This window comes from Corynebacterium sp. ACRQP (assembly GCF_022345915.1).
Classification (GTDB): domain Bacteria; phylum Actinomycetota; class Actinomycetes; order Mycobacteriales; family Mycobacteriaceae; genus Corynebacterium; species Corynebacterium lehmanniae.
The window spans coordinates 1-19,611 of the sequence record NZ_JAKRMZ010000025.1 but is presented as its reverse complement, the minus strand read 5'-3'; the positions used below and the strand labels follow the sequence as shown (position 1 = coordinate 19,611).

The 19,611-nt window shown below is 67.2% G+C and carries 19 protein-coding genes and 1 pseudogene; 17 read left to right on the top strand and 3 right to left on the bottom strand.

Annotated features, from left to right (window positions below; translation table 11 throughout):
• Entirely contained in the window at positions 1-690 is a 690-nt protein-coding gene (locus MHY23_RS09930) for a response regulator transcription factor (RefSeq protein ID WP_181889699.1), read from the top strand.
• Positions 691-696: 6 nt separating this feature from the next.
• Here the strand turns inward: MHY23_RS09930 and MHY23_RS09925 are convergent, their stop codons facing one another.
• A complete protein-coding gene (locus MHY23_RS09925; protein ID WP_239307411.1) occupies positions 697-1,611 on the bottom strand; it encodes a hypothetical protein in 915 nt (304 codons plus the stop codon).
• Positions 1,612-1,644: 33 nt separating this feature from the next.
• Between MHY23_RS09925 and MHY23_RS09920 the strand changes: the two genes are divergently transcribed.
• From MHY23_RS09920 to MHY23_RS09900, 5 genes and pseudogenes are all read left to right on the top strand, one after another.
• Positions 1,645-2,610 (top strand): Ppx/GppA phosphatase family protein, encoded by a 966-nt coding sequence (locus MHY23_RS09920; protein ID WP_239307410.1) that lies wholly within the window; start codon positions 1,645-1,647, stop codon positions 2,608-2,610.
• Positions 2,610-3,602 (top strand): hypothetical protein, encoded by a 993-nt coding sequence (locus tag MHY23_RS09915; RefSeq protein ID WP_239307409.1) that lies wholly within the window; start codon positions 2,610-2,612, stop codon positions 3,600-3,602. The genes MHY23_RS09920 and MHY23_RS09915 overlap by 1 nt, the downstream gene beginning before the upstream one ends.
• Positions 3,603-3,619: 17 nt before the next feature.
• Positions 3,620-4,441, top strand: a pseudogene (gene proC / locus MHY23_RS09910) (pyrroline-5-carboxylate reductase); the annotation flags it as partial.
• 177 nt (positions 4,442-4,618) lie between these two features.
• Positions 4,619-4,810 (top strand): helix-turn-helix domain-containing protein, encoded by a 192-nt coding sequence (locus MHY23_RS09905; RefSeq protein WP_034997092.1) that lies wholly within the window; start codon positions 4,619-4,621, stop codon positions 4,808-4,810.
• Positions 4,811-5,020: 210 nt separating this feature from the next.
• On the top strand, positions 5,021-5,122 hold the full coding sequence (locus MHY23_RS09900; protein ID WP_003855542.1) for a 30S ribosomal protein bS22: 102 nt from the start codon (positions 5,021-5,023) through the stop codon (positions 5,120-5,122).
• A 243-nt stretch (positions 5,123-5,365) separates the two neighbouring features.
• Here the strand turns inward: MHY23_RS09900 and MHY23_RS09895 are convergent, their stop codons facing one another.
• Positions 5,366-6,373, bottom strand: a complete 1,008-nt coding sequence (locus MHY23_RS09895) for an HAD family phosphatase (RefSeq protein WP_239307407.1) — start codon at positions 6,371-6,373, stop codon at positions 5,366-5,368.
• A gap of 84 nt (positions 6,374-6,457) precedes the next feature.
• Between MHY23_RS09895 and MHY23_RS09890 the strand changes: the two genes are divergently transcribed.
• The 10 genes from MHY23_RS09890 (at position 6,458) to MHY23_RS09845 (ending at position 18,306) form a co-directional block, all read left to right on the top strand.
• On the top strand, positions 6,458-6,694 hold the full coding sequence (locus MHY23_RS09890) for a glutaredoxin family protein (protein WP_239307429.1): 237 nt from the start codon (positions 6,458-6,460) through the stop codon (positions 6,692-6,694).
• A gap of 45 nt (positions 6,695-6,739) precedes the next feature.
• Complete coding sequence (locus tag MHY23_RS09885) at positions 6,740-8,065, top strand: glutamyl-tRNA reductase (RefSeq protein ID WP_269952141.1); 1,326 nt, start codon at positions 6,740-6,742, stop codon at positions 8,063-8,065.
• The gene (gene hemC, locus MHY23_RS09880) at positions 8,066-8,947 is read left to right on the top strand and encodes a hydroxymethylbilane synthase (protein WP_239307406.1); all 882 of its coding nucleotides are present in this window, start codon (positions 8,066-8,068) and stop codon (positions 8,945-8,947) included.
• A 352-nt stretch (positions 8,948-9,299) separates the two neighbouring features.
• Positions 9,300-11,027, top strand: coding sequence for a uroporphyrinogen-III synthase (locus MHY23_RS09875; RefSeq protein ID WP_239307405.1), 1,728 nt, complete (start codon positions 9,300-9,302; stop codon positions 11,025-11,027).
• Positions 11,028-11,075: 48 nt separating this feature from the next.
• Entirely contained in the window at positions 11,076-12,077 is a 1,002-nt protein-coding gene (gene hemB, locus MHY23_RS09870; protein WP_370645846.1) for a porphobilinogen synthase, read from the top strand.
• A 10-nt stretch (positions 12,078-12,087) separates the two neighbouring features.
• Positions 12,088-12,693, top strand: a complete 606-nt coding sequence (locus MHY23_RS09865; RefSeq protein ID WP_239307403.1) for a hypothetical protein — start codon at positions 12,088-12,090, stop codon at positions 12,691-12,693.
• 3 nt (positions 12,694-12,696) lie between these two features.
• Positions 12,697-13,218: a hypothetical protein gene (locus MHY23_RS09860; RefSeq protein WP_239307402.1), complete on the top strand. Its 522-nt coding sequence runs from the start codon at positions 12,697-12,699 to the stop codon at positions 13,216-13,218.
• The gene (locus MHY23_RS09855) at positions 13,215-15,821 is read left to right on the top strand and encodes a cation-translocating P-type ATPase (protein WP_239307401.1); all 2,607 of its coding nucleotides are present in this window, start codon (positions 13,215-13,217) and stop codon (positions 15,819-15,821) included. The genes MHY23_RS09860 and MHY23_RS09855 overlap by 4 nt, the downstream gene beginning before the upstream one ends.
• A gap of 11 nt (positions 15,822-15,832) precedes the next feature.
• A complete protein-coding gene (gene hemE, locus MHY23_RS09850) occupies positions 15,833-16,882 on the top strand; it encodes a uroporphyrinogen decarboxylase (protein ID WP_239307400.1) in 1,050 nt (349 codons plus the stop codon).
• Entirely contained in the window at positions 16,882-18,306 is a 1,425-nt protein-coding gene (locus MHY23_RS09845; protein ID WP_239307399.1) for a protoporphyrinogen oxidase, read from the top strand. Before hemE ends, MHY23_RS09845 begins: the two co-directional genes overlap by 1 nt.
• Here MHY23_RS09845 and MHY23_RS09840 read toward each other — a convergent pair.
• Entirely contained in the window at positions 18,303-18,449 is a 147-nt protein-coding gene (locus MHY23_RS09840; RefSeq protein WP_181889714.1) for a hypothetical protein, read from the bottom strand. The genes MHY23_RS09845 and MHY23_RS09840 overlap by 4 nt on opposite strands.
• Positions 18,450-18,547: 98 nt before the next feature.
• Here MHY23_RS09840 and MHY23_RS09835 point away from each other — a divergent pair, with 98 nt between their 5' ends.
• Positions 18,548-19,321 carry a DedA family protein gene (locus MHY23_RS09835; protein WP_239307398.1) on the top strand — a complete coding sequence of 258 codons (774 nt, stop codon included), beginning with the start codon at positions 18,548-18,550 and terminating at the stop codon, positions 19,319-19,321.
• The last annotated feature ends 290 nt before the right edge of the window (positions 19,322-19,611 follow it).

Below are 19,611 nucleotides of genomic sequence, written 5' to 3'. Positions count from 1 at the left end.
GTGACGACCATTCTCATCGTTGAAGACGAGGAATCGCTGTCCGACCCTTTGGCCTACCTGTTGCGCAAGGAAGGCTTCGAGGCGGTTGTGGCCGCAGACGGGCAGGCGGGGCTGGACCTGTTCGCCTCCCAGGACATCGACCTGGTGCTGCTGGACCTGATGCTGCCGGGGATGAGCGGCACGGAGGTGTGCAAGAAGCTGCGCGCCGAGTCTTCGGTGCCGATCATCATGGTCACCGCCCGCGACAGCGAGATCGACAAGGTTGTGGGCCTGGAGCTGGGCGCGGACGATTACGTGACTAAGCCGTACTCCACCCGCGAGCTGGTCGCCCGCATCCGCGCGGTGCTGCGCCGCGGCCCGGAGACCGAGGTGGTCGAGGAAGACGACGAGCAGCTGCTGCAGGGCGGCCGCGTGACCATGGACGTGGAGCGCCACACGGTGCTTGTGGACGGCCAGCCGGTGCCCATGCCGCTCAAAGAGTTCGACCTGCTGGAGTACCTGCTGCGCAACGCGGGCCGGGTGCTCACGCGCGGCCAGCTGATCGACCGTATCTGGGGCGCCGATTACGTCGGCGACACCAAGACCCTGGACGTGCACGTCAAGCGCCTGCGCACGAAGATCGAGGCGCAGCCGTCGCGACCCACCCAGCTCGTCACTGTGCGCGGCCTGGGCTACAAATTCGAAGCGTAAGCGCGGCTACTCGCGCGCGGCTTGGGTTGCGGGGTGGGTGGCCCGGAGGTCGTCGCTGAGCTGGGCGCGCTTTTCGCAATGCTTGGCGACGACACGGTACGGCTTTTCGCCGATCAGCGCGATGAGCTCGTCTTTCATCGACTGCCAAATCGGCGTGCCGCCGTTGTGGCAGGCGGGCGCGGAGGTGCACCACCAGTCGAAGTCCTCTCCGCCGCCGCCCCACTGACGGCGGTGGTACTCGCCGATGGTGGTGCGCAGAATCTCCTGGCCGTCTGAGCGCTCCTCCCACGCGTCCTCGCGGGAAAACGGCACCTGCCAGCACACTTCCGGCTTGGTGCCCACGATGTTGCGTCCCTCCGCCATGGCGAACTGGTGGAACGCGCAGCCGGCGCCGGTGGGGTGGCCGGGGCGGTTGGCGAAGATGCAGGCGCCGTCGACGACTTTGGTCTTGATGTGGGGCCCGGCCTCTTCGTCGTCGGGGTCGGGTTCGGTGTCGAGCGCGTCGTCTTCCTCGTCCCATTCCAGCCACGGCTCGAGCCACGTCGGGTCGTTGGCCGCGAAGTAGGCGTCCGTCTCTGCGGGCCGCAGCTGCCAGTACTTCGCCGGCATGTCCTTCACCGCGTTGTAGACGGTGTCGCGGTCTTCCTCGTCCGCGATGTAGGCGCCGTGGATGCAGCAGCCCACGGCCGGGTTGGATTCGTCGATGCCGTGGCACTCAGGGGTGCCGAAGTGGCAGGACCAGGTGGCCTCCGCCCAGGTCAGGTCGATGGAGAAGATGTGGTTCGGGTCGTCCGGGTGGACGAACTCGAACCATTCGCGCGGGAAATCGGGGCGGGTTTCGCGCCCCGCCAGGATGGAGCGGCCGGCTGGCGAGTCCGCCGGGAAGCCGAGAAAAACGGGTTTCGGGGCTGGTTGATTCACACCTGGACACGGTAGACCCGTTACCCTGGGGTGGTGCGATTAGGTGTATTAGATGTCGGCAGCAACACGATCCATCTCGTGGCGGTCGACGCGTACAGCGGTAGCCGGCCGACGCCGATGAGCGATTGGAAGCAGCCGCTGCGTCTCGTTGAGCTGCTGGACAAAAAGGGCAATATCGAGGACAAGGGCGTGGACAAGCTCGTCGACGCTGTCCAGGAGGCCTCCGACCTCGCGGACAACCTCAAGTGCGAGGAGCTCGTGGCGTTCGCCACCTCCGCGGTGCGCTCGGCCACCAACTCCGCGGACGTGCTCAAGCGCGTGGAGAAGAAGACCGGCGTGAAGCTGAACATCCTTTCCGGCGAGGAGGAAGCGCGGCTGACGTTTTTGGCGGCGCGCCGCTGGCACGGCTGGTCCGCGGGCCGCATCACCAACTTCGACATCGGCGGCGGCTCCCTGGAGATCTCCACGGGCACCGAGGAGATGCCGGACCTGGCGGTGTCCCTGGACCTGGGCGCGGGGCGCTTGACCCACGAGTGGTTCGACACCGACCCGCCGGAGCGCAAGAAGATCAACATGCTGCGCGACTACATCGACGCGGAACTCGCCGGTCCTGCCGAGCAGTTCAAGGCGATGGGGGAGACCGGTCTGGCCGTGGGCACGTCCAAGACGTTCCGTTCCCTGGCCCGCCTCACGGGTGCTGCGCCGTCGTCCGCCGGCCCGTTTGTGCAGCGCACGCTTACCGCGCCGGGTCTGCGCCAGCTCATCGCGTTCATTTCCCGCATGACGGCGGCGGACCGCGCGGAGCTCGAGGGCATCAACTCGGACCGTTCCCACCAGATTGTCGCAGGTGCGCTGGTGGCGGAAGCTGCGATGCGTGCGTTGAATGTTGATAAGTTAGAGATCTGCCCGTGGGCCTTGCGTGAGGGTGTGATTCTCAAGCGCATCGACAAGGGGTCTTTGGACGCTGAGATTCAAGCCAAAAAAGGAGACGACAACTAATGGCCGACAAACAGCTCACAGTTGCCGAGCTCCTCGCGCGCGCCGAAAAGGAAAACCCGTCCGGCGCGCGCCGCCCGCGTCGCCGCCGCAGCCTCGAGGACGGTGGCGTTTCCGTCGCCGAGCTGACCGACTCGTTTAAGAAGGTCGAGGCCAAGCCGGCGGAGGTGAAGCACTCCAGCGTGCCTATCGACGCACCTTCGGATACCCCCAAAAAGACCCCCACCCAGGCGCCGAAACCTGAGCCGACGCCGGCCGCGCAGAAGCCGGCGTCGAAGACCGAGCCGAAGCCGGTGTCGAAGGTCGCTCCGAAGCCGGTGTCGAAGCCTGAGCCGAAGGTGGCGCCGAAGCCGGCTGACAAGCCCGCGCAGGCGGAGTCCGTGAAACTGCGTCCGGCAGCCAAGCCGGCTGAGCAGGCTCCCAAGCCGGTGGAAAAGCCGGCCGCTGCACCTGTGTCAAAGCCGGTGTCCAAGCCTGTGGAGAAGCCCGTCCCGGTGCCCGCGGCTTCCACCACCACGAAGGTCCAGCCGGCCAGCGACGACACGACGGTGTTGCGCAAGGTCGAAGCTGAGCCCGAGGACGAAGCTAAGCCCGAGGGCAAGGCGGAGCCCGTCGTAAAGCAAGAGCTCGCGCAGTCGGACGACACGGGCGAGATCCGCACCGTCGACGCGCCGGAGCCGCAGGCGCGCGAGGACTCCCTCGACGCCCCTGAGGCCGAATACGACACCGACTACGAGGTCGAGGAGGCGTCGGTCAACCCGATCCTGCTGGTCCTGCTGGTGTTCTTCGGCGTACTGCTGGGTGTGCTGGGCTTTTTGGCGTTCAAGTGGCTGTGGGCCAACACGATGGCGATTGTGGCGGTACTGGTCGGCGTCGCCGCGGTGGCCGCGGTGGTCGCCGCCGTCGGCGCGATGGCGGGCGGCCGCGACAAGGTCACCATGATCATCGCTGGCCTGGCTGCCGCGGTGGTGGCCTTCGGCCCGGCACTGCTGTAAAACGCGCAACGACTTTTCAAAGGAGCGACATGGAACGCATCGCCGTCATTGGTGCAGGCAATATCGGCGAGGCTTTCATCTCGGGCCTCGTTGCCAATGGGGTGGAGCCGGGGTCTATTACGGCGACGAACCGGTCCTCGTCGAGAAGCGGTGAGCTCGCGGAGCGCTACGGGGTGCGCACCACCTCCGACAACCGCGAGGCCGTCCGCGACGCGGACGTGGCGCTGCTGTGCGTCAAACCCGCGCAGATCCTGGACGTCATCGCGGAGGTCGGCGAGGAGCTGACCGACTCCGGCTCCGCCACCGTGCTGGTCTCCATGGCAGCGGGCGTGACCCTCGCCGCGATGGAGGATGCCGTCTCCGCCGCCGGCACCCCGATCGTGCGTGTCATGCCGAATACGCCGATGCTGGTGGGCAAGGGCGTGCTCGCCACTGCGTGCGGACGGTTTGTCAACGACGAGCAGCGCGACGCCGTGGTGGAGCTGCTGTCCGCCGCGGGGCAGGTCGTGGAGGTTGCCGAATCTCAGATGGACGCCGTGACCGCGATCTCCGGGTCCGGGCCGGCGTACTTCTTCCTGGTGACCGAGGCGCTCGTGGACGCGGGCGTGTCGCTCGGCCTGCCGCGCGACCTGGCGGAGCAGCTGGCGTGCGCGACCGCCGCGGGCGCCGGCGCGATGCTCGAGGGCGAAGACAGCCCCGTGCAGCTGCGGGCGAACGTCTCCTCGCCGGCCGGCACCACGGTGCGCGCAATCCGCGAGCTGGAGGAGTCCGGCCTGCGCGGCGCGTTCTACCGCGCCACCGAGATCTGCGCGGAGCGCTCGGACGAGCTGGGCAAGTAGCCCAAATCCCAACTTTCACAACCGTTTCTGTGGGTTCACTGCCTGCACTTTGAAAATTTTCTTCCACTTAAGTCGCACTCGACGCTGGTTTCACGTTAGGGTGGTTCAAGCACGTGCGTGTTCGTCCTGCGGGAGGGGAAGCCTGCAGCGCGTTTGCGTGCCGAGAGGTATGAATTAGTGGTTAACGAAGATAAAGGAAAGTTCCTGACGGTTGCCGAGGTCGCGGAGATCATGCGCGTATCCAAGATGACCGTCTACCGCCTCGTTCACTCCGGCGAGCTGCCCGCCGTCCGCGTGGGCCGCTCCTTCCGCGTGAACGAGACGGCAGTGAGCGAGTACCTGGAGTCCTCCGTCTACGACGTGGGATAGTCCAAGGGTCTCATTTACAGGACCTCGAGAACACACCCGCCGCACCGGTTTTCCGGTGCGGCGGGTGTTTTTGGCCCTGAAAAGGCCTGCCGGTATGCTTTGAACGATCAGGTCGGCCACTTCCTGTGGGAGTGTGCACCTCCCACGAGCCGCGGAAGCGGTTGCTCCGGCCGCGTACGTACGCACTTTGAATAGGAAAGAGGTAGCCCAATGGGTTCAGTGATTAAGAAGCGCCGCAAGCGCATGTCCAAGAAGAAGCACCGCAAGATGCTCCGCCGCACCCGCGTGCAGCGTCGTAAGCTCGGCAAGTAAGCCGCGAGCGTTCACCCGCCCTTTCGAGGGCGGGTTTTTCGTGTCTGCGGGCCAGGATGCTTACTTCTAAATGCTTACCGTCCGAGGATGCTTACTTCTAAACGCTTACTTCTCGACGAACCTCCGGCCGCGACCGCCGCGTCACTCGAGAAGTAAGCATCCTCGGGTAAGCATCTAGCGCCGGTAAGCATCCTCGGGTAAGCATCTAGCACCCAGCGCCCTGGCCCGGCGCCACGGCCGCGCCTACCGCCGCCGGCGCCACCACCACAGGCCCGCGCCCGCCAACACGGCCGGGACCACGCCGGCGCGCACCACCCGGCGCACGGAGCGGTAGTCGCGCACCGCCCAGCCCTGGGCCTTGGCGTGCTTGCGCAGTGCCCGGTCCGGGTTGATCGCCACCGGCGAGCCGACCATTTCCAGCATGGGCAGGTCGTTGATGCTGTCGGAGTAGGCGGTGCACTTGGACAGGTCCAGCTGCTGCAGCGCGGCCAGCGCCGCCACGGCGTGCTTCTTGCCGGGGCCGTGGAGGATGTCGCCGACGAGGCGGCCGGTGAACTTGCCGTCTTTTTCCTCCGCCACGGTGCCCAGCGCGCCGGTGAAGCCGAGCGTTTCGGCGAGTGCTTGGCCGATCTGCACCGGGGTGGCGGATACCAGCCACACCTGCTGCCCGGCGGCGAGGTGCATGGCGGCCAGCTCGATGGTGTCGGCGTAGGACTTCTCCAGCATCCGGTTGTCCACGATCTCCCGGCACGCCTGCTTGAGCTCCGCCACGCTCTTGCCCTTCACAACGGCCAGGGCCTGCTCGCGGCCCTCGGCGATGTCGTCGGCGTTTTCGGAGCCGGAGACGCGGTAGCGGATCTGCTTGCGTAGTGCAGGGGCGAGCTCGGAAAGGGTGATGAACCGCTTCTTAAACAGCCCCTGGGCCAAAAGGATCAGCGAGGAGCCCTGGATCAGCGTGTTGTCCACGTCGAAAAACGCGGCGGCTTCGGTGTCCTGGGGGATCTCCGGGTCGGGCGGGGTGATCTTCTGGCGGCCGGCGGTTTCGAAGGCGCCGCCGACGGAGTCCACGCCGAGCGCGAAGTCGTCGATGTTGATGCCGAAGGTCTCTTCCACCGCGGCGGCTGCGGCGGCGCGGCCGGCGGTGCGCTGCGCGTCGTCGTCGAGCGGGGGTATGACGCGATCCTCAAGGAAGCGGCGCAGGTTGCCCTGGGACTGGGACCACTGCGCGAGGATTTCGCGCTGATCAGACATGGAACTACGGGCCCTTTCGGGTGGGGGTGTTAGCGTGTGCAATCGTACAACGCCCTGGCAATGGCACTCACAGGAGGAGCGGCGATGAAAAAGGTGGAGCTGATGGTCCGGTCCACGTGCGGTTCGTGCGAGCGGGTGGCGGGCCAGATCGCCCCTGTGGTTGCGAAGCACGGCGTTCAGCTCGCGCTTGTGGACGTCGACCGGGACCCGGAACTCGCTGCGGAGTACGGCGACCGCGTGCCCGTTGTGGTCATCGACGGCGAGGAGTTCGCCTGCTGGGAAGTGGACAACGACGACCTCGACGCGGAGCTGTCCAACTAAAGGACTATTCTCTAGTGTGATTTTCAACTGACTGGAGGGTTTTGCGTGAGTGTTCTGCTTGTGGGGATGTCGCACAGGTCGGCGCCTGTGGCCCTGCTGGAGCGGCTCAGCATGGACGCGGAGGTCCAAAACGGCACGGCGGGCGCCCTCATCGCGCAGCCGTCGCTGTCTGAGGCGATGATTATCTCCACGTGCAACCGCCTGGAGGTCTACACCGTCACCAACGCGTTCCACGCCGGCGTGGAGGACGTGCTGCGGGTGCTTGTGGACGTCTCCGGGGTCGACGCGGCTGAACTGCGCCGCTACCTGTACGTGCGCTACTCGGACGCGGCCGCCGAGCACATCTTCACCGTCGCGTCCGGCCTGGACTCGATGGTGGTGGGCGAGCAGCAGATCATCGGCCAGGTGCGTTCGGCTTACGTCGACGCCGTGGAGCGCGGCACCGTCGGCCCGAACCTGCACTCGCTGGCCCAGGCGGCGCTGCACACCGGCAAGCGCGTGCACACCGAAACCGGCATCGACGATTCGGGCGCGTCCATGGTCACCGTCGCGCTCGAGGAGGCGATGGAGCTGATGCTTGTCGACGACCTCCGGGGCAAAACCGCCCTCGTCTTAGGTGCCGGCGCGATGAGCTCGCTGGCCGCAACGCATCTGGGCAAGCAGGGCATTGACAAGCTGGTGCTGGCGAACCGCACCCGCGACCGCGCGGAGCGCCTCGCCGAGCACTCCCGCGAGGCCGGCGTGCCCGCCGAGGTGGTGGACTTCGCCGACCGCGCCTCGGTGTTGGACCGCGTGGACCTGGTGGTCTCCGCCACCGCCTCCGACGAGTTCACCATCACCCCGGCCGACGTCCCCGGCCCGCTGGTGCTGGCGGACCTGTCGCTGCCGCGCGACATCGACGACGCCGTGGCAGACATCGACGGCGTGCACCTGGTCAACATAGAGTCCCTGCACGAGAAGATGCGCTGCAGCGACAACGAGGACTCCCGGGCGCTGCGCCGCGCCGAGGAGATCGTGGCCGAAGAGGTGGACACGTTCGGCTCGGAGCAGCGCGTGCGCGAGGTCGCCCCGGCGGTGACGCGGTTGCGCCGCAACGCCGCGGAGATTTCCGGCCAGGAGCTGCAGCGCCTGCGCACCCGTCTGCCGGAGATGTCCGAGGACGACTTTGATCAGGTCAGCCGCATGGTCAAGCGTGTCGTCGATAAGCTTTTGCACCAGCCGACAGTGAAGATCAAGGAGCTGGCGGCGACGGCGGAAACGGTGAGCGTGGAAGAGGCGGTCACCGAATTGTTCGGGCTGGAAAGCCCCTCCGTGGCGGTGGACGCGCAGAAGCTGCCGCTGCCCGAGGAACTGCACGGCAAGGAGAAGTAGATGTTCAAGATTGGTACACGCGGATCCCACCTGGCCACCACCCAGACCGGGCACGTCCGCGACGCGCTGGGCGAGCACGGCCACCCCGCCGAACTGCAGATCGTGACCACCCAGGGCGACCTGTCCCAGGCGCCTGTGGAGCGCATCGGCGTGGGCGTGTTCACCTCCGCGCTGCGCGACGCGCTGTTTCACGGCGAGGTCGACATCGCCGTCCACTCGTTCAAGGACCTGCCCACTGCCGACGAGCCGCGCGCCCACATGATCATCCCCGTGCGCGAGGACAGCCGCGAAGCACTCATCGCCCGCGACGGCCTGACCCTGGCCGAGCTGCCCGAAGGCGCGCGCGTGGGCACCTCCGCGCCACGCCGCGTCTCCCAGCTCAAGGCCGTGCGCCCCGACCTGGACATCCGCCCGCTGCGCGGCAACATCGAGCGCCGCATGAGCTACGTCGAAAACGGCGAGTTGGACGCGATCATCCTGGCCTACGCAGGCCTCGTGCGCGGCGGCTACGGCGACCGCGCCACCGAGGTCTTCGCACCCGAGGTGCTCATGCCGGCTCCCGCCCAGGGTGCGCTGGCCGTGGAGTGCCGCTCCGATGACGCCGTGGCGCGCGAGGCGATCGACACACTTATCGACGCCTCCGCCACCGCCGAATCCACCGCCGAGCGCGCCGTGCTGGCCCGTTTGGAGGCGGGTTGCACCGCGCCGGTCGCCGCCTCGGCGGTGTTCGACGGCTCGGGCGTGACCCTGCGTGCCGGCGTGTTCGCCCTGGACGGCTCCCGCCAGCTGGTGGAGGAAGCCCAGGGGGCAGACCCGGCCGAGCTGGGCCGCAAGGTCGCCGAGGTGCTGCTGGAGCGCGGCGCCGCCGACCTGATGGAGTAGCGCTGGAGCGGCAGCTTTGCGGATCGTCTAGCAGTCTCGCTCGTGCTGCTAGACGATCCGCCTGCGCGCGAGGCATTTCCCCAGGTGATATTGGAAATGCTTCTCGGCAGCGGCGAGATCGTCTAGCAGAGTTACTGCGCTGCTAGACGATCCGGGGGTTGAGGCTCCGGGCGGTGCGGACGGAGCGGAATACAGCGCTGGTTTTGTTCTCGGGCTGAAGCATTTTATGGTGGAGATACCATACGTTCAATACCCTCCGCGCAATCGGGTCGGTGGGCCGTTGTGAGGCCGATCAACACCGCGAACCCAGCCGCGCGGGGGCGGTTTATTTGTGCCTAGAAGAGATTTCTCCATGACAGAGCCCACTCACACCCCCCAGCCGGGGAAGGTGATCTTCGTTGGTGCTGGACCGGGTAACCCTGAATTGCTCACGGTTCGCGCTCGCGAAGTAATGGAATCCAATTCTATCGCCCTCGTGGACCCTGAGGTGTCAGCGGGGGTCCGAAGTGTCGTCGCGGCGGCGCTGCCAGTGCCGAAAGCCAAGATGGACGCGGCCAACGAGCGCTACGAGAAAATGTGCGCGGAGGCGAAAGAGGCTGGCGCGCGGCGCAAGCCGCCCCGCCCAGAGGACCCGACTGCTGCGGAGTTGCAGGAGGTTGGGCTGGACGGCGGAGTGATCGTCGAGAAGCTGAAGCTCGCGCTTAACGACGCCGCGGAAGCGGTGGAGCGCGGCGAAGCCGGCGACGGCGACGTCATCCGCCTGGTATGCGGCAACCCGCTGACGCGCGACTCAGTGATGGAGGAGATCTCCGCGGTGGCCGCCGAGGGCATGGAGTTCCAGGTGGTGCCGGGGATGTCGCTGCCGTCGACGGTGCCGTCGTTCGCCGGAATCGCGCTGGGATCGACGTACACGGAAGCCGACCTCAACAACGGCGGCGTGGACTGGGACCAGCTCGCATCCGCTCCGCAGCCGCTGGTGTTCCAGGCGAACCAGGAGCACCTCGCGGAGATGGTGGAGCAGCTCACGCAGCGAGGCTTCCAGGCGTCCACCCCGGTGACGGTGACCACGCGCGGCACCACCCGCCTGCAGCGCACGTTCGACGCGACGCTGGGTACCGTGGGCAAGCTCGACGCAGAGCTGGAGGGCCCGCTGGTGGTCACCCTCGGCACCGCGGCGGACGACCGCTCGAAGTACTCGTGGTGGGAAAACCGGCCGCTGTACGGCTGGCGCGTGCTTGTGCCGCGCGCGAAGTCGCAGGCAGGGGTGATGAACGCCCGCCTGTCGCAGCACGGCGCGATCCCGCAGTCCGTGCCCACGATCTCGCTGGAGCCGCCGCGCAACCCGGCGCAGATGGACCGCGCGATCAAGGGCATCGTGGAGGGCCGCTACCAGTGGATCCTGTTCACCTCGGTCAATGCCGTCGATGCCGTGTGGTCGAAGTTTGAGGAGCTGGGCCTGGACGCCCGCTCGTTCGCCGGCGTGCACCTGGGCGCGGTGGGGCAGAAGACCGCCAACGCGCTGATCGCCCGCGGCATGCAGCCGGAGCTTGTGCCGCACCGCACGAAGCAGAACGCGGCCGGTCTGGCGGAGGCGTTCCCGGAGTACGTCGAGGACATCGACCCGGTTTCGCGCGTGCTGCTGCCCCGCGCGGACCTCGGCTCCGACGTGCTGGTGGACGGCCTGCAGGAGAAGGGGTGGGAGGTCGACGACGTGGTCGCCTACCGCACCGTGCGAGCCGCCCCGCCGCCGCCGGAAACGCGCGACATGATCAAGACCGGCGGCTTCGACGCCGTGTGCTTCACGTCCCCGTCGACGGTGAAGAACCTCGTGGGTATTGCGGGCAAGCCGCACTCGCGCACGATCATCGCCTGCATCGGCCCGGTCACCGCGGCGGAAGCGCGGGAGCAAGGCTTGCGTGTCGACGTCGTCCCGGAGGTCGCCGACATCCCCAACCTCGTCGACGCCTTGGCCGACCACGTGGCAGGGCTGCGCGCGTCGGGGCAGTTGCCGCCGCCGCGCAAGAAGCGTCGGAAAGCTGCGAAGAGCGCCGGCGAGGACACCGCGGCCGCGGCTGGCTAGCAACGCGCCAGCTGGGTCGTGTCGGGTGCGCGTTCTAAGATGTGGCGCATGGCTGATTACGACTTGATTCGACGCCCCCGCCGCTTGCGGCAAACCCCCGCTATCCGTGAGTTTGTCACGGAGACGCGCCTGCACCCGGCCGACTTCATCCTCCCGCTGTTCATCGCGGACGGCATCGACGCCCCGCGGGAGATTCCGTCCATGCCGGGCGTGTACCAGCACACCCCGGAGTCGCTGGTGGAAATCTGCCGCGAGGCGCTCGCGGTCGGTGTGAAGTGCGTGGACCTGTTCGGCGTGCCGCGCGAGGAGGACAAGGACGCCACCGGTTCCGTCGCCGTCGCTGAAGACGGCGTGCTCAACCGCGCGATTGCGCTGCTGCGCAAGGAGTTCGGCGACGAGCTGATCATCATGGCGGACACCTGCCTGGACGAGTTCACGGACCACGGCCACTGCGGCGTGCTCACCACCGACGCGCACGGCAGGGAAGTGGTGGACAACGACCCCACCGTGGAGATCTACTGCGACATGGCGGTGGCCCAGGCGCGCGCGGGCGCGCACATTGTCAGCCCGTCCGGCATGATGGACGGCCAGATTGAGAAGATTCGCAGGGCGCTTGACGACGAAGGCTTTGCCGACGTTGCCATCATGGCCTACTCCGCGAAGTACGCCTCCAAATTCTTCGGGCCGTTCCGCGACGCGGTCGGCTCCTCGCTGAAGGGCGACCGCCGCACCTACCAGCAAGACCCGGCGAACGTGCGCGAGTCGCTTTTGGAAACGGAGCTGGACATCGCCGAAGGCGCAGACTTTGTCATGGTCAAGCCCGCGCTGCCGTACCTGGACGTGCTGGCCAAGATCGCGGAGATGTCCCCGGTGCCGGTGGCCGCCTACCAAGTCTCCGGCGAGTACGCCATGCTCAACGCGGCCGGTCAGAACGGCTGGATCGACTACGAGGAGACGATGATGGAAGCACTGATGTCCATCAAGCGCGCCGGGGCAGACCAAATTTTCACCTACTACGCCATCGAGGCAGCAAAGAGGCTCAATGGTTAGCTTGCCCCCAATGAATCCGGGATCACCGAGCAGGGTGGGACCGGAGGCCGTCGAGAAGCACAAGGGCTCCATGCCTGAAGCTGTGCGCTACATGCTCGCGGCCTGGACCGTGATGATCGGCGGGGAACTGCTGCACCAGATCTTCGCCGTCGCGGCGAGCGTGATCGACCCGTCCGCGCTGCGCGAGGTGGCCAAGGAGCGCGCCAAAAACGGCGACGGCGAGGTCTCCGAGGCGCTGATGAACGCCAGCGTGTACGGCTCGATCTTCATCATGGCGCTGCTGCAGCTCGGCGTGATCCTGCTGTTCGTCTTCGCGCTGCGCGCGGTACAAAAACAGGCGAAATGGGCGGAAAACGCCCGCAGGCTGCTGCAGATCTTCTCCGTCTTCTTCGCCCTGCGCATGGTCACGCTGTTCATGATGGTGCCGGCCTCCACCGCGGTGCCGACCGCGATGTTCGGCATAGACGGCGTCATCCAGATCATTCTTGGTGTTGCGGGCATCCTGGGCATCATCTATTCAGTTGACAAGGATTCCGTGGCGTGGACCAAGCCGCCTAAGGACAAGTCCGGTGGTAGTGCTGTTGCGGCGAGAGCACCGGAGAAGAAGGAGAGCTAAGCGGTGGCAGGGATGTTCCCGACCATGGTGTCGGACCCGAATGACAGGAACCGGCGCTTCACCGGTGAGGTCGGCCCGGCGTGGCCGAAGCCGCTGAAAATCGGCTACTACCTGTGCCTGATCGCGGCGGTGCTGATGTTCGTCATCGCGTTTTTGACCTTGGCCAACGGGGTGCCGGACCGGCTGCCGGATACGTGGATGATTGAGGGGGCCGACGAGGAGCTCATTGATAGATTCGCGCGCAACCTGCGGGTCTACACCTGGGGCAGCATCATCCTCGGCGCACTCATTACCTCGTGCTGCGCCTACCTGCCAAAAGGCTCGAAGGTGGCGCGGCGTTGGTTGGCCGGGTTCATCGGCCTGGCGGTGTTTTTGCAGCTGGCCAGCTTCTTCGTCGGCGTGGCCGGCTGGGCCGCGTTCGTGGTGGTCGGCGTGCTGGTCTTCGCCCTGTTCTTCATGTTCCGCCCGGCCGCCAACGCGTTTGTAGATAAGCGCAGCGGCGACGTCTGGGAAGGCGTGGAATGAGCAAATACGAGGGCGGGGACCTGGAAAAGCTCAGCACCACCGGGCGCGAAGGCGCCAAGTTGGAGCAGCTGAGCGGCGGGGAGCTCGACAACTACATCGAGGCGGCCCGCGACGCCGCCCGCCAAGCTGGCATCGACCCAGCCACGGCACGGCGCGACCTGGACGGCGAGCTCGTGCGCCCCAACGCCTCCTACGCCTTCGAACTGCGGGGAGTGGAAGACGGCCCGCAGCTGACGGAGATCGAGGACGCCCTGGAATCTATGGAAGGCGTCTCCGCCCGCCTGGTGTACCCCACCCGCATGGCGTGGGTGACCGCACCGGCGACCATGCCGCCGCACCACCTGATCAAGATCATCGAACAATTCGGCGTTACCGCAGTGATCACGGACTCCACGCTGCAACGCCGCGCGCACGGCCGGTACTGGTCGGAGCACCCGATGCCGCGCCGCGCCAAGCACCACCGCAAGGAAGAAGCGGCACACCTGCTCGCCCGCGCCCAAGGATTCGTGCAGAACAAGCCCCGTACGGGGCGCCGCAGCGGCGACGTGCTGTTTACCGCCCGCGACTTGGTTACCCCGGGAAGGCTGTGGCTGGCGGTGGTGCTGACCATCCCGGTGCTGCTGCTCACCTACGTGCCCGCCCTCGGGTTCCCCGGCTGGCAGTGGGTAGCGTTCGCCCTGACCACCCCGGTGGCGCTGTGGTGCGCCTCCCCGTTCCACCGCGCGATGGCCGGCGGCGTGCGCCGCGGCCTTTCGGCACTGGACGGCGCGAGTTCCATCGCTATCTTGGCGGCCTACCTGTGGTCATTCGCCGTGCTGCTGTTCACTGAGGCGGGCCACATCGGCTACGAGTCCAGCGGCGCCTGGGCGCCGCTGGAGATCGGCCGCGGCCCGGAGCTCTACCTCGAGGTCGCCTGCACCGTGACCACGTTGCTGCTGCTCGGCCGCTTCTTCTCGATGCGCGTGCGCACAAACCTGCTGGACGAGCTGGAGGCGCGCCGCCCCGGCGCGGAGTCCCTTTACGAGGTCACCCACCGCAAGAAGGGCGGCGGCTGCGAGCGGCTCCCGGCCACAGAGATCATGCGTGGCGACGACGTCCGTGTGCGCGCCGGGCAGGTCATCCCCGTCGACGGAGAGGTCGTCGGTGGCTCCGGCGAAATCGGCTGGGAGCTGGTGAACACCCACGACAGTCCGCAGATAAAGGTAGGCAAGCGCGTGGTCGCCGGGTCCGTGGTGCGCGAAGGCGACATCAAGGTCCGCGCCGTCCGCGTCGGCCACACCACGCTGTTGACCGCTGTGCAACGTTGGCTGGAGGAGGCGTCGCGCCACCAAAACGCCGCGACGATGGTCTCCACCCGGTCTGCCAGCATGCTCATCCCGGCCGCGTACGCGATTGCCGTGCTGGACTTCGGCCTGTGGCTGCTGTTTACGGGCAACGTCAACACCGCGGCGTCGACAGCCTTGGCGATCCTGATCGTGGTCGCCCCGTTCAGTTTGGCCATTTCGCCGGCGCTGGCCATCCGCCAGGGCATCGAGGCTGCCGTGCGCAACGGCGTGCTCATGCGCGACGGCAACGCGCTGCGGGTGCTGTCCAAGGTGGACACGGTGGTGTTCAACCGCGTGGGCACGCTCGTGCTGCCGGAGATGCACGTGGAAACCGTCACCGCCGCGGCCGGCGAAAGCAGCGAGCTGGTGCTGCGCATCGCCGGCGTGCTGTCCGCGGACTCGGACCACCCGGCCTCCCGCGCCATTGTGAAGGCGGCCCGCGAAGTGCGCGACGCCCGCACCGGGGACCCGCGCCTGCCGGACTGGATCGAAGTCAGCGACGACACGATCACCCCGGACGGCGAGTTCGGCGGCCGCGTCACCGCCACCTGGGGCAGCGGCGATAACGCCCGCACGCAAACGTACGACGCCTCCCTGTGGCGCCCGACCAACCTCTCCCAGCTCAAGGGCAAGCTGTCGGTGGCCGCCACCACCGGCGGCACCCCGGTGGTGGTGCGCTGGGACGGCAAGGACCGCGGCGTGATCACCCTGTTCGACCCCGCCAAGGAAGACGCCATTGAGGCGGTGGACACCCTGGAATCCATGGGCGTGGAAACCGTGATGCTCTCGCGCGACACCTACCCGGTGGCGCGCCGCTTTGCGGACTTTTTGGGCATCTCGCAGGTGCTCGCCGGGATCCGCTCCAATGAGAAACCCGCCGCGGTGCGCGCCCTGCACACCCAGGGCGGCATCGTGGCCATGGTGTGCGATTCCAGCGTGCTGCCGGTGCTGCGCGTGGCGGACTCCGGCATCCTCTACGCCGGCGAGGACCTCTACGGCACCAAGGTGCCGAATTGGAACAACGTCAGCGACGTCGTGCTCGTGCGCAACGACGTCATGGCCGTGCCCCAGGCCATCGAGCACGCCCGCCGCGTCAACCGCATCGCTGACAGGAATCTGTGGTTCGCCGGAATCTACAACGCCGTCGCCATTATCCTCGCGGCCGCGGGCGTGCTGCCGCCAGTGGGCGCGACCCTGCTCATGCTGGGAAGTTCCCTGCTTGTGGAGTACAGCTCCCGCCGCGCCAGCCGGTTCCGGGTTCACGGCCTGCGCCGGTAGGCTTGAGTGCCATGACCAGACGCGACCTCCCCAACGCACCACTGCTCGAGGCGGCCCACGGCCGCACCCCCTCGCGCACCCCGGTGTGGTTCATGCGCCAGGCCGGCCGCTCCCTGCCCGAGTATCGCGAAGTGCGCGAAGGCATCCCCATGCTGGACTCGTGCTTCATGCCGGAGCTGCTCGCGGAGATCACGCTGCAGCCGGTGCGCCGCCACGACGTCGACGCCGCGATCCTGTTCTCCGACATCGTGGTCCCGCTCAAAGCGGCAGGCGTGGACGTGGAGATCGTGCCCGGCCGCGGGCCGGTGATGGGGGAGGCGGTGAGGGGGCGGAGTGACGTCGAGAAGCTGCCTGTGCTTGACGACGAAGTCGCCGCCGTGGCCGATGGCATCCGCATCATCCTCGACGAACTGAGCGACACCCAAGCCCTGATCGGGTTTGTCGGCGCGCCGTTTACCCTGGCCAGCTACCTCGTCGAGGGCGGTCCGAGCAAGAACCATGAGAAGACCAAGGCGATGATGCACGCCGAGCCGGAGACCTGGCACGCGCTGATGCGCCGCTTGGTGCCCACCATCGTCGCCTTTCTGCGCACGCAGGTCGAGGCTGGCATCGACGCGATGCAGCTGTTCGACTCCTGGGCGGGTTTCCTCACCGAAGCCGACTACCGCGAATTCGTGCTGCCGTACTCGGTGGAAATCCTCGAATCCGCGGCAGGCGAGATCCCGCGCATCCACTTCGGCGTGACCACCGGCGAACTGCTCGGCGCGATGTCCGAGGCCGGTAGCGAAGTCATGGGTGTGGACTGGCGCGTGCCGCTGGACACGGCCGCGACGCGGTTCGCCTCCCCGCGCGTGCTGCAAGGCAACCTGGACCCGGCCATGCTGTTCGCCGGCACCAACGTGGTGCGCGGCGAGGTCGCGCGCATCAAGGCCGAGGCCGCGCGTGCCATTGCAGCTGGCGACGCCACCGGGCACATCTTCAACCTCGGCCACGGCGTATTGCCCACCACCGACGCGGACGCGATCACCGAAGCCGTAGCGATCATCCACGAGGAGAGCTAATGAACATTGCCATCATCGGCGCAGGTCTTGCGGGGCTGACCGCCGCATACGAGCTTCGCAGCACGGGCTCCGCCCGCGCAGGGGAAGAAGACGACCTCAAGGTCGACGTCTACGAGGCCACCGACCGCCTCGGCGGCAAGCTCCACACCGTCGCCTTCGAGGCCGGCCCCACCGACATGGGCGCCGAGGCGTTCATGGCGCGCCGCCAGGACGCCGTGGATTTCTTTGCCGAGCTCGGCCTGGCCGACTCCCTGGTAGAGCCGTCTGGCCTGCGCTCGTTGGTGTGGGTCGACGGCGAGGCGCGCGCGCTGCCCACCGGTGGGGTGATGGGCATCCCGTCCACCTCCGAGACTGTCAAGCACCTGGTCAGCGAGGACACCGCGCAGCGCATCGACACCGAGGCTGACCGCGAGGGCTTCGACTGGGAAGTCGGCGGCGACGTCAACGTCGGCAAGCTTGTGCGCGAGCGCTACGGCGACGAGGTGGTGGACAACATCGTCTCCTCCCTGCTCGGCGGGGTGTACTCCTGCACCGCCGACGACCTCGGCGTGCGCGCGACCATCCCGCAGCTGGCGGAGGAATTCGACCGCCTTGCCGCCGACGGGCCGGTCCACCTGTCCACCGCCGTGGCCAACCTGGAGCGCTTCCGCCGCGAGATGCCCACCGGCCAGGGCGCGGTGTTCAAGACGTTCCGCGACGGCTACCAGGAGGTCTACGAGACCCTCGCCGAGAAATCCGGCGCGGACATCTACATCGACGCGTTCATCTCCGCGATCAGCCTCGAGGGCTCGAAGTACCGCCTCAAGGGCGGCGAGGACAAGGCCTACGACCACGTCATCCTCGCCGTGCCCGCACCCACCGCGGCGCTGCTGCTCAAGGAGATCGCCCCCGAGGCTTCCGAGGCGCTCAAAACCGTGAAGCTCGCCAACTCCGCCGTGGTGGGCATGCGCTTTGCCACCGACGAAGGCCTGCCGCAGAACTCCGGCGTCCTCGTGTCCACCGGCGCCGAGGACGTCCACGCGAAGGCGTTCACGTTCTCCTCGCGCAAGTGGCCGCACCTCGCCGCGCGCGGCGGGGCACTGGTGCGCGCCAGCTTCGGCCGCTTCGGCGACAACGTCGCCATCACCGCCTCCGAGGACGACCTCGTGGACTGGGCCCTCGACGACCTCGAAACCATCACCGGCTTCGACGGCCGCGCCGCCGGCCTCGAGGAGATCTACGTCCAACGCTGGCTCGGCGGCCTGCCCCGCTTCGACGAAGGCCACCTCGCCACAGTGACCAAGGTGCGCAGTTTGCTTCTCGACGAACCAAAGTCCTCCCACATCTCCCTCACCGGCGCGTGGGTTGGTGGGGTGGGCGTGCCGGCAGTCATCGCTGATGCGAGGGCTGCGGCGGCAGCTGCCGTCGATAAGCAAAAGCCCTAAACCAGCGGGAGGTCCCGGCTGCCAGTGCGCTCTGGAAGCTCGAAGTTGTCGAAGCCGCCGTATTCCCGTGAAAGCTCGTAGATGAGCCGGCCGGCATCGACAGGGCGTGTGCCTCGGTCGGATTCGTTTTGTGGTGTTTCCATGTTGCGCCTCCTCTCTGAGTCGCGTGCACGCAGAACCTAGCACCTCATTCTCCGCTTGGGTAGGGGGTGCGGGCGGATGTGCACTAGGTTGATCACCTATGGAAGAACACGCGCATCCACGCGAGAGGGCTGCCGAGCCTGCTGAGCCTGCCGAGAAGGAATGGTGGGAAGAAGACGGCCTGCCATGGAACGGCAAACCCACCAAAGCCGACTATTGGTGCCTGGGCTGGTTCGGCTTCGTCGGCATCTTCGGCCTGGCCATGATCCCGCTGCGGGCGTGGCTTTTAGGCCTGGACCCGCCGATCATGCTGGCGCTGACCGGCTCGCGCGTCGGCGCCGCGTCCACAGGTGCGCTCGCCGCGGTGGGGGAGGCGCCGCACTGGCTGCTGTTCCTGCTCATCGGCTCGATCGTGAACATCAAGTTCGACTGGATCTACTGGTGGGCCGGCAAACTCTGGGGCCGCGGGATCCTCGACGTGCAGGCCGCGAACTCGCCGCGCGCCGCGAAAAACATCGAGCGCGTGGAGAAGTGGGCCATCAAGCTGGGCTGGCTGGGCATCTTCCTCGCCTACGTGCCCATCCCGCTGCCGATCGCGTTCGTGGTGTTCGTACTCATGGGTATGACCGGGATGCCGTTGTGGAAGTTCATGGTCCTGGACTTCATCTCCAAGACGCTGTGGTCCTTCCTCTACCTCGGTCTGGGCTGGTGGATCGGTGAGCCGGTCGTGATGGTGCTGGAACAGTACGCCAAGGTGGCCAACTGGATCGCCATCGCGCTGCTGGTGGTGGTGTTCTACGGCATCTTCCGCAACCAGGGGAAGAAGAAGCCGGCCGCCGAGGTCGTGGGCAACGAGATCGAGGCCGGTCGGTAGGGCGGCCGGGCGGCGCCGAAAGTCGAGCGGCGGAGGTCGAGTTCGCCCTGTTTTAGGCCCGGACTCGACCTCCCGGACTCGACTTTCGCGTCGCTGGACCGAAGGGGGCCTGACAGATTCCGCCGGGCGTCTGCGGCGACCTGGGGGTTTAGGGGGCCTGACAGATTCCCGCTTTGTGTCAAGTGGTTGTGAACGGGTTTAGGTGTTAGATCGTGATGGGTTGTGGGGTTGGGGCGGTTTGGGTGGTGGTGCGGATGATGCTGACTTCTGCCGGGAGGCCTGTGCCAGCT